General features: G+C 39.1%; 9 protein-coding genes and 2 pseudogenes. 1 reads left to right on the top strand and 10 read right to left on the bottom strand.

What is annotated here, in order from left to right; genetic code table 11:
• The 7 genes and pseudogenes from ACOZIR_RS26090 to ACOZIR_RS26060 form a co-directional block, all read right to left on the bottom strand.
• Positions 1 to 278: pseudogene (locus tag ACOZIR_RS26090) on the bottom strand (thiol reductant ABC exporter subunit CydD); the annotation flags it as partial.
• Positions 278 to 1294, bottom strand: coding sequence for a cytochrome d ubiquinol oxidase subunit II (gene cydB / locus ACOZIR_RS26085; RefSeq protein WP_221813918.1), 1017 nt, complete (start codon positions 1292 to 1294; stop codon positions 278 to 280). The pseudogene ACOZIR_RS26090 and the gene cydB, both read right to left, overlap by 1 nt.
• On the bottom strand, positions 1281 to 2687 hold the full coding sequence (locus ACOZIR_RS26080; protein ID WP_045293899.1) for a cytochrome ubiquinol oxidase subunit I: 1407 nt from the start codon (positions 2685 to 2687) through the stop codon (positions 1281 to 1283). Before ACOZIR_RS26080 ends, cydB begins: the two co-directional genes overlap by 14 nt.
• A 300-nt stretch (positions 2688 to 2987) precedes the next feature.
• A complete protein-coding gene (locus tag ACOZIR_RS26075) occupies positions 2988 to 3443 on the bottom strand; it encodes a threonine/serine exporter family protein (RefSeq protein ID WP_013059882.1) in 456 nt (151 codons plus the stop codon).
• Positions 3444 to 3457: 14 nt separating this feature from the next.
• Positions 3458 to 4219: a threonine/serine exporter family protein gene (locus ACOZIR_RS26070; RefSeq protein ID WP_013085528.1), complete on the bottom strand. Its 762-nt coding sequence runs from the start codon at positions 4217 to 4219 to the stop codon at positions 3458 to 3460.
• Between the two features lie 144 nt (positions 4220 to 4363).
• Positions 4364 to 5374, bottom strand: a complete 1011-nt coding sequence (locus ACOZIR_RS26065; protein ID WP_328120454.1) for a LacI family DNA-binding transcriptional regulator — start codon at positions 5372 to 5374, stop codon at positions 4364 to 4366.
• A gap of 95 nt (positions 5375 to 5469) precedes the next feature.
• Positions 5470 to 6323, bottom strand: a pseudogene (locus tag ACOZIR_RS26060) (alpha/beta hydrolase).
• A gap of 190 nt (positions 6324 to 6513) precedes the next feature.
• Between ACOZIR_RS26060 and ACOZIR_RS26055 the strand changes: the two are divergent.
• Positions 6514 to 7899 carry a sugar porter family MFS transporter gene (locus ACOZIR_RS26055; protein WP_328120456.1) on the top strand — a complete coding sequence of 462 codons (1386 nt, stop codon included), beginning with the start codon at positions 6514 to 6516 and terminating at the stop codon, positions 7897 to 7899.
• A gap of 63 nt (positions 7900 to 7962) precedes the next feature.
• Here ACOZIR_RS26055 and ACOZIR_RS26050 read toward each other — a convergent pair whose 3' ends face one another.
• From ACOZIR_RS26050 to proB, 3 genes are all read right to left on the bottom strand, one after another.
• Positions 7963 to 8109, bottom strand: a complete 147-nt coding sequence (locus tag ACOZIR_RS26050) for a hypothetical protein (protein WP_169746690.1) — start codon at positions 8107 to 8109, stop codon at positions 7963 to 7965.
• A 128-nt stretch (positions 8110 to 8237) separates the two neighbouring features.
• On the bottom strand, positions 8238 to 9482 hold the full coding sequence (locus tag ACOZIR_RS26045; protein ID WP_340141656.1) for a glutamate-5-semialdehyde dehydrogenase: 1245 nt from the start codon (positions 9480 to 9482) through the stop codon (positions 8238 to 8240).
• The gene (gene proB / locus ACOZIR_RS26040; RefSeq protein WP_310878176.1) at positions 9479 to 10312 is read right to left on the bottom strand and encodes a glutamate 5-kinase; all 834 of its coding nucleotides are present in this window, start codon (positions 10310 to 10312) and stop codon (positions 9479 to 9481) included. Before proB ends, ACOZIR_RS26045 begins: the two co-directional genes overlap by 4 nt.
• Between the last annotated feature and the right edge of the window lie 153 nt (positions 10313 to 10465).

The raw sequence follows: 10465 nt of genomic DNA, 5'->3' as shown, positions 1-10465 counted from the left end.
ATGACTATCAAACGAAGTTCCTGAGTCGTTTTGACTCCAAATTGATATGCCGTTTTTTTCACTATAAAACCTATGATCTGACGAACCATAAAGGCAGACAAAAACAATCCGATTGTTTTTGTCTGCGAAGTTAAACTTTCACCATGAAAAAGAGCAGTAATTACTTCGGCAAGCCACTTAGCTTGAAAAATAATGGCTACACTTTGAATAGTAATAAGCCCTATTAACATGGCAAGAACCATTTTTATTCCGTTGTAAACCATTAAATTTCTACCCATTAGTACTCCATATGCTCCTTATGATCTACACGTTTTCTAAAAACGTAGTAGCTCCAAATTTGATAACCTAACACAAAAGGCAGCAGCGCAATAGCAGCGTAAGACATAATTTTTAAGGAATAATTCCCTGATGCTGCATTATGAATCGTTAAACTATAGCTTTCATTAATTGAACTAACTAAAACGGTTGGAAACAATCCTGCAAATATAGAGGAAATTGATAAAATTAAAATTAAGCCAGACATAGCAAATGCCCATCCGTCTTTTTTTCGTGTAAGGAAAAATCCTGCTAGTAAATACACGAAAATACCGATAAAAAATGTATATAGCATCAAGCGGCTATGATTACTGAATAAATCTGTTTCAAAAAACGTCATGCCTGAAAAAATAAGAAGCAGCAAGGCATTCACAGGCAAAAGCTTCATAGCCACTTTTCGTGAACGATCTCTGATGTCGTCCATCGTACGAATCGTCGCAAAAATAAGTCCGTGCCATAAACAAAGCATTGTTAAGGTCACGCCGCCTGTTATGGTATATAGATTCACAATATCCGAAAAGCCGGCATTCATTTGCATGTTGCTTTCAACAGGCAAGCCTTTCATTAGTGCTGAAAATAAGATGCCAAAAATGAGCGGTGGAAAAAGACTTCCGAAGAATATCACCCAATCCCATGCATTTTTCCACGCTTGTTTTTCAACTTTTCCTCGAAATTCAAATGCTACACCGCGTCCGATAAGGGAAAGCAAAAGAAGAACGAAAAGAACATATGACCCGCTTAATAGCGTCGCATACCAGTTTGGAAAAGCAGCAAACATAGCACCGATTGCTGAAATTAACCAAACTTCATTTGCATCCCAAAAAGGACCGATTGTATTAATAAAAGCTCGTCGCTCTAAGTCGTTTCTTCCTAAAAAACGAGACACCATTCCAATCCCGAAATCAAAGCCTTCTAAAAAGATAAAACCAACAAACAGAATGGATACTAGTAAATACCAGAATTCATTAAGAGAAAACATTGTATCCCTCCTTTGTAAACGGATCAGTTGATGTTACTTTTGTATGTGCTTCGTGATCATGATCTGGACCTTTTTTAATTTCTTTAATAAATAAGAACACCATAATCACAGCTAAAATTAAATAAAAGAACGAAAACGAGATAATAGAAAACAACAGTTCACCTGCTGTTACACCAGGAGACACGGCATCTTCGGTTTTCATATAGCCAAATACAACCCACGGCTGACGGCCAATCTCTGTCATAATCCAACCTGCTGAGCTTCCAAGGAACGGAAAGGCAATGGCAATCGTCATAATACGTAAAAATAGTTTGCTTTCTTGAAGTTTTTTACGAGAAAGCAAGTACGTACCCCAAATGCCCAATGCACATAATACGCCACCTAGACCAGCCATAATGCGGAAACTCCAAAACGTTGTGCGAACGGGTGGAATATAATTTCCTTCCCCGTATTTCGCCGTATACTGCTCCTGCAGCTCGTTCATTCCAGGAACCGAACCTGAAAACTTACCGTATGATAAGAAGCTTAATAAGTAAGGTATTTTGATTTCACTCGTATTTTTCTTTTCATCAGGGTGAATATTTGCTGTTACCGTCCAAGCACCTGGACTTCCGCTGTTTTCCCATAACCCTTCACTTGCCGCCATTTTCATCGGCTGTGTTTTGACTAAATATCCAGCCTGTTCATGACCAGATAGCGCAATTCCTACACCTGAAATTAACCCTACAAGGATAGCAACTTGAAATGATTTTTTGGCAAAAGCCACATGTTTTTTCTTTAAGAGCATAACGGCACTGACACCCGTGATAAAAAAGGCGCCTGTTGCAAACGAACCTAAAATTGTATGAGGGAATTCAACCCACAGCTGACCGTTTGTTAACAATTTAAAGAAGTTATTCATTTCTAAACGGCCATTATTCAGCTCCATTCCGACCGGATGCTGCATAAAAGAATTAGCCGTTAAAATAAAGAACGCTGAAAAGATAGTACCTAGACTAACAAGCCAAATACATAGGCAGTGCAGCCATTTAGGCAAACGATCCCACCCGAAAATCCACAGTCCAAGGAAAGTGGACTCCATAAAAAACGCTAGCAGTGCTTCAATAGCAAGCGGCGCACCGAATACATCTCCTACAAACCGTGAGTACTCTGACCAGTTCATGCCAAACTGAAATTCTTGTAAAATACCTGTTACGACTCCGACAGCAAAGTTAATCAGGAATAAGTGCCCCCAAAACTTTGCCATCTTTTTATACTGTTCATCTTTTTTTACTACGTACATCGTTTCCATGATCGCTACTAAAAAGACAAGGCCGATAGACAGCGGTACAAAGATAAAATGAAACAGCGTCGTTGATGCAAATTGAATACGTGATAGTATGACTGTATCCATCTTCTTTCTCCTTTCATATATAAGAACATTCATCGTTTCCATAGATACTTTGCTCATTTCTGAGCATCTTTTACTTATATTGTGAAACATTGAGCATAATAATTCGAGAAATATGCTCAATATTTCACAAACATATGTAATGTCTCTCTTTCTATTTACATAGTATAGTCTATTTTTTTAGCTGTGCACGTACATTTTTTGAACGTTTTTAGACTAAAACGTGACTTTCTTGTGACAAAAAAGTGAAGGATCCCTTTATTTTTTCATAAAAAAAGCACGCTCTGATTTGAGCTTGCTTCTCTACGGTCGATATTTTGCTTTGGCATTTAATTTAGATTGACGAATGATTTGGTTAATGACTTCAGAAAATACAATACCAATGGCAATTGAACCTGAAATCATAAAGGCCTTTGCTGCAAGACTAATGGCTTCATTATAGTTATTTTCTACAAAGTTACGCATGGCATCGTATGCTGTTCCCCCTGGAACGAGCGGAATAATACCTGCTACGGTGAAAATAATGATCGGTGTGCGATAAATTTTTGCGTAAATTTGACTAATAATAGCAATAAAGAAGGCCGATGCAACGGTGCTTGGAATTTCATCTACACCATAGAACGTTAGCAAATAGTAAATGAGCCAGCCAATCATTCCGACAAATCCACTTTTTAATAATGATTCACGTGGAACATTAAAAATGATCCCAAACGCTGCTGAAGCAATAAAACTTGTAATTATCTGCTCTACGATATGCATATGATGCCTCCCTCCTATAGAAGCGTAAATACAATGGCAATACCTGCACCAATAGCGAATGCCGTCAGAAACGCTTCTGCTCCTTTTGATAATCCAGACAGTAAATGTCCCGCCATTAAATCTCGCACTGCATTGGTAATGGATAAGCCAGGAACGAGAGGCATAACGGATCCAATAATAATTTTATCAATTTGCGTGCCCAGTCCTGAAGCGACTAAAAGAGCTGATAAAAGGCCAATAACTAACGAAGCGGTAAACTCAGCAAAAAAGCGAATCGGAATAAGACGATGGAAATACACCACGGTTAAAAATCCGAGACCTCCTGAAAACATGGCTGGAATAAAGTCCGTCCATAAACCTTGAAACATGATTAAAAAGCATCCGCTAGAAATGGATGCAGCTGCAAGTTGAACCCATAGTGGAAAAGCTACGTTCGTTGCTTCAATTTCTTGTAGCATTTCATACGCTTCCTCCAAGGAGATGTTTCCTTGACTGATTGTTCTTGAGACGCTATTTACCATGGTTACTTTTTTCAAATCGGTCGTTCGTTCGGAAATACGAATTAACTTCGTTTTCGTCGGTTCTTTCGTTTCAAGTGAAAACATAATCCCTGTTGGCGTCACATAGCTGTGGGATTTTTTTATACCGTAAGACGCTGCAATCCGCATCATTGTGTCTTCTACTCGATACGTTTCTGCTCCGCTTTCTAACATAATTTTACCTGCTAGTAAGCTAACGTCCATAATTTCATATTTATCTAATTTTTGTTGTGTCATCAAATCGCTCCAAACATATTAAAGCTTGGTTTTTTCCCCTACAGCATACAGTGTATAAGAAAGAGGGAAGTAGACGCAATGGTTAATGCAAAAAAGTGTGGACTTTTTGTCTCACACTTTCAGGAATAGTATATACATTCCTTATCAATTCATACGTTTTGTGGTCTCACGCTCTACTAATACAGGTGCCATTTTATACTGTACTTGATCTATTTCTTGCTGATTCTGAATTTGCTGAAGTAAGAGGTTTACTGCTTTTTCAGCCATTTTCTCCATCGGTTGACGGATGGTTGTTAGCGGAGGATGCGCTTCACTAGCTTCTTTAATATCATCAAACCCTATAACAGACAAATCTGCTGGAACGTGAAGCCCGTTTTGCCACGCACAGTGTATCACTTTCAGAGCAATGTAATCCGTAGCACAAATAAGCGCAGTTGGGGGCTCTGGATGATGAGCTAGCTCATTTATAAACTGATATAGTTCATCTGAGTTATTCATATCTTCTTTTACAAACTTTGCGTTTGCTGACGGTACATACTGATGAAAAAGAGACAGACGGTGCTCGACTCCGCTTACAGCTTTTCCAACGAACCCGATATTCTTATGACCAAGGTCCGTTAAGTGAGCAACAGCTAATTGTATTCCCACCGCATCATCTACATGTACAATCGGCCAAAGTGCAGAAGAGCCGTCTCCTGTAAGAGAAACGTAGGGCGTTTGATATTCTTTTAATATGTCTACAAAAGGATTCTGAGCGGCTACATAATCTAATAAAATGACTCCATCAAACCAATGGTTCATCATAACATTTAATTGACGCTCAGCCGTTGTTTCTTGGTAATCCGTATGTCCAATAAGAACATCCATCCCTCGACTTTGGACTTGTTGCTGTACCTTTTTTAATAGTTCAATTAAAAACGGATCTTTTAAGTCTCTAATTAATATCCCGATAATCCCTGTTTTTTGGGCCCGCAGAGCTGCCGCAAATGGATTCGTCTGATACCCTAAATGAGCTGCTGCTTTTAGTACTTTTTGCTTGGTTTTTTCACTGATTTTAATTTTACCGTCTTTATTATTGAAAATTCTTGATACCGTAGCTAATGAAACACCCGCTTCTTTCGCTACTTCTGTAATCGTGATTTTTTTTCTCCCCATTCGTACCGACTCCTATTTCCTTTTAGTCTATCGACCAAGTAAACATTTTTCTTTATTATACTACTAGAAGTCGGAACTACCGAAACCTACCTTCCCTACTTTTCACTAAACAGCCACTTTAGCACATCTTGAATTTTTTGATCCCAATATGCCCAGTCGTGACTTCCTTTTCCTTCTTCATATGTAAAACAAATAGGCTCTTGCTTACATCGCTCGGAAAAACGTTTATTTTCCTGATATAAAAAATCTTCTGTTCCACAGCATTGATAAATACGCGGAGTCACTTCTCCATAGCGCCGGCGATTTTCAAGCAGCCAGAAAAGATCATCCTCAGGTCTAATAACAGGCGGCATGCCAAAAATCANCCATAGCGCCGGCGATTTTCAAGCAGCCAGAAAAGATCATCCTCAGGTCTAATAACAGGCGGCATGCCAAAAATCAAAGGATAATCTAAGAACTGAACTTCTCCCCGCCCTCCAAGCCCTTCAACGTCCATCACTCCTGATAAACTGGCAGCTGCAGAAAATTGATGTGGTTTGCGAAACGCCCATTTTAAAGCGCCGTACCCTCCCATAGAAAGACCAGCTACAAAATTATCTTCTCTTTTTTCCGATAACGGAAAGAATGATCTAGCCAATTGAGGAAGTTCTTCTGTTACAAACGTCCAATACTTCTTTCCATACGCCATATTTCTATAAAAGCTACGATCTACATTTGGCATTACAACTGCAAGCCCTAATTCTGATGCGTAGCGTTCAATCGAAGTTCTTCTCATCCATATCGTATGATCATCAGAAAGACCATGTAATAAATAGAGCGTAGGGTGTTTCTCACTTCTTGTATTGGTTTGTAAACCAATTTGAGATTTTGTTTGCTGCGGTATCAAAACGTTCATTGAAGTACTTATTTGCAATACTTCTGAAAAAAAATCACATTGCATAAATGCCATATTTCTTTTCCCCCCTACTTTTTCTTCCCTATTGATTGATAACAAAACGTACATAATTCATATAAAAGTTAAAAAATAATTTGATTATTTACAATTTTTAGTTTAACATAAAAACATCTTTTATGAAAACGTTTTACGTATAACGTTTTTTTAATTAAAATAGTGACCGCGATTCAAAGGAGGAATTTATATGGGGATAGTAAAAGTAACTTCTGACGAGTGTAAGGAGCAAAAAGGAAATCTATTTTTTGTTATTTTCATTTCATGTGCAGCTGCTTTTGGAGGGTTACTTTACGGCTATGACACAGCCGTCATTTCAGGGGCTATTAGGTTGATGGAAGTGCATTTTAATCTCAGTCCAACGATGGTAGGTTTTGTTGTATCTAGTTTGCTGCTCGGTGGTGCCGTTGGGGTACTTGCTTCAGGAAAACTGAGTGATCGATTCGGTAGAAAAACCATCTTACTTTTAGCAGCTTCTTTATTTATCGTATCCGCAATTATGCAAGCGCTATCTTCATCTATCTCTTTTGTGATTGTTTCTCGAATTATTGGGGGACTAGGCATTGGTATGGCTTCTGTTCTTTCTATTACCTATATTTCTGAAATAGCCCCTCCGCACATGCGCGGCCGCTTAGGCTCTCTTTATCAATTTGCTGTTGCCGTTGGAATTGTTTCTGTCTATTTTGTAAATGACTACATTTTATCTATTGGAGAAGACGCTTGGCAGAATTCCACAGGATGGCGCTACATTATCGGTGCTTCTGGCATTCCAGCTCTTTTATTTCTTCTTATTCTTTCTCCTGTTCCTGAAAGTCCAAGGTGGCTGGTAAAAGCAAACCGCACTTTAGAAGCTATGGACATTTTAATTAAAATCAATGGTACACGCATTGCACGCCAAGAGCTGTATCATATTGAGCAATCGTTAAAAGAAAATCAACCGGCTTCTCTTTCGCTTTTTAAAGAGGCAGGCCCTCGAAAAGCGTTGCTTATTGGTATTCTACTTGCAGCCTTTCAACAGCTTGTCGGAATCAATGCCATTATTTATTACGCCCCGCAAGTTTTTGAAGCAGCTGGAGCTAGAGGAGATTTATCACTCCTTGTTACGTCTATGATTGGTGTAGCTGCCTTTTTAGGCGTTCTTTGTTCCATGTGGCTTATCGACCGGATTGGCCGCAAAGCTTTATTACTTACTGGCACAGCTGGTATGGCCGTTACGCAGCTTCTCGTTTCTTTTGGATTTCATTCACAGGGTACTGAAGGCTTGACTACTAGTTTACTTATTGTTTTTTATTTATTTCTTTTTAATATTTCTATGGGACCCGTTGTATGGGTTGTGATTTCTGAAATTTTTCCTAATCATGCAAGAGGCTATGCAATGTCTATTTCCACCTTTTTCTTGTGGATAGCTAATTGGTTTGTGTCTCAGTTTTTTCCTATTCTTTGGAACAAAGCTGGAGGATCTTTTACCTTTTTATCTTTTATGATTATGTGTATCGCTTCGTTTTTGTTTATATGGAAGTGGGTGCCAGAAACAAAAGGAAAGTCACTTGAAGAAATTGAACATATATGGAAATAAAGGAGAATGTTAGGGCACTACTGAATGAAGCTAATCTAAAGACGAACAAATGTGATACATGAGCTAAACTGCTTGTGACACCGCAGGTAATTTCCGTGCAAGACTTCGCTTTCCGCGGGCGGCCGCTGAGCCTCCTCGTCGCTTGTACTCCTGCGGGGTCTCATCTGTTCCGCTTTTCCCGCAGGAGTCTTCGTCTCTCCCTCCGATCAACTGCTAGAAGAAGCTAAACAGATGAAACCTACGTTCACTCTAATAAAAAAACGAACCACTAATCAAAATTTTGATCAATGGTTCGTTTTTCACTTCGTCTAAAATACTTTTGGCTCAGCCTCTTCTTTTTATCGAATTTGTCCATTTCCGTAAATAATATATTTTAATGTTGTTAATTCTTTTAATCCCATTGGTCCGCGTGCATGAAGCTTTTGTGTACTAATCCCGATTTCTGCCCCGAAACCAAACTCTTCTCCGTCCGTAAACCTCGTCGAAGCATTCACATACACAGCAGCTGAATTAACGCGCTGTAAAAAACGCTGAGCATGAGCATAATTTGTTGTTACAATCGCTTCGGAGTGATGTGAACTATGAACATTAATATGGGAAATCGCTTCATCGATATCATCTACGATTTTAACCGCCATGATGAAATCCAGATATTCTTTCTTCCAATCCTCATCCCCTGCTGGAACAAGATCTGGAACGATTGTTAGCGCACGGCCATCACCGCGTACTTCTACACCTTCCTCTCGTAGCGCTTGAACAATAATCGGCAAAAATTCATAAGCCGCTCGTTCATGAATAATCAGCTTTTCGGCTGAGTTACACACCGCTGGACGAGATGTTTTTGCATTAATGACAATATTAGCCGCCATGTCACGGTCATATTCGTCATCAACATAAATGTGGCAGTTCCCGGTTCCCGTTTCAATAACAGGAACCGTTGCATTTTTTACCACCGCTTCAATTAAACCAGCACCGCCTCGAGGAATTAATACATCGATATATTCATTTAGTTTCATTAACTCCAGTGCTGTTTCTCTCGACGTATCTTCAATAAGCTGGACGCTATGCTCAGGCAATCCTGCACTTGCCGCAGCTTGAGATAATATAGAAACAATCGCTTGATTCGAATAAAATGCCTCACTGCCTCCGCGCAAAATAACCGCATTTCCTGCTTTTAAGCATAAGCCTGCTGCATCACATGTAACGTTTGGACGCGCTTCATAAATAATTCCTATGACACCAATAGGTACACGCTGCTGCCCAATTTGTAAGCCATTTGGCCGTTTGGCCATAGACAGTACTTCTCCTACTGGATCCGCAAGCGCAGCTACTTGGCGCAGGCCGTCTGCCATTCCATGAATCCGCTCTTCATTTAAAGATAGGCGATCTAACATCGCTTTTGACGTGCCTTTTTGAACCGCTTTTTCTACGTCTAATTCATTTGCTTTTAAAATCGCTTCTTGCTGACTCAATAAAGCAGCCGCCATTTTATAAAGCGCTTGCTGTTTTTGTTCGCTCGTTACATTTCCTAAGAAATAAGAGGCTTCTTGTGCCTGCTTTCCTTTAAGCTGCAATTCACTCATTTCATTACTCCTTCAGCTTGTTTTAAGAATAACGTTCCAATTTCTTGGCCTTCAATAATATCTCGCAAAATACTTGGCTCTTTACCATTTGCTAAGATTAAGCTCACGCCTGCACTTGTAGCTGTTTTAGCAGCGGTAAGCTTTGTGACCATTCCGCCTGTTCCAACGTCAGTTCCACTATCTCCAGCAAAATTCTCAAGCTCCGGCGTGATGCCATCTATTACTTTCATTAATTTAGAGTTAGGGTTTTTTGTGGGATCTGAATCAAAGAAACCTTCAATATCAGATAAAATAACGAGTAAATCTGCGTGAATCAAAACTGAAACAATGGCCGATAAATTATCGTTATCTCCAAAACGCACGATGTTTTCAATCTCATCGATTGCAACTGTATCGTTTTCATTCACAATAGGAATCACTTTGTCTTCAATTAATTTTTCAAACGTGTTCACAACGTTATTGCGCACATGTTCATCTTCGATTACATCTTTTGTTAACAGTACTTGACCAACAATGTGACTGTACTCACCAAAGAATTTACTGTAGATATGCATAAGCTCACATTGCCCGACAGAGGCTGCTGCTTGTTTTTCTCGAATAGAAGTTGGCTTTTCTTTTAACTTTAGTTTTTTTACTCCCACTTGAACGGCACCTGATGTAACAAGCACAACTTCTTTTCCTGCATTCATTAAATCAGATAAAACACGCGCTAGTTTTTCAATGCGTGCTAAGTTAATATCTCCATTATCATAAGTCAACGTAGAGGTCCCTACTTTGACTACAATACGCTTGCTATTTTGTAACTCTTGACGATGGTTCACTCTTTTCATCTCCCTAACTAAAAACACCTAAATGCGTACTAATTTTTTTAAAAATTATAGCAGAGATTATGCGAAAAGTCTTATAGTTTTTCAAAGGGAATTTGAACTTTCTAATTTTTAAAATAATTAAGGGAAAAACTGGTGATAAAAGCGCTTTCTTCT

The organism is Priestia sp. D3YE.R1, assembly GCF_049199565.1.
Taxonomy (GTDB): domain Bacteria; phylum Bacillota; class Bacilli; order Bacillales; family Bacillaceae_H; genus Priestia; species Priestia aryabhattai.
Note: the sequence above shows the minus strand (reverse complement) of the source record. Positions and strands in the feature narration are given on the sequence as shown.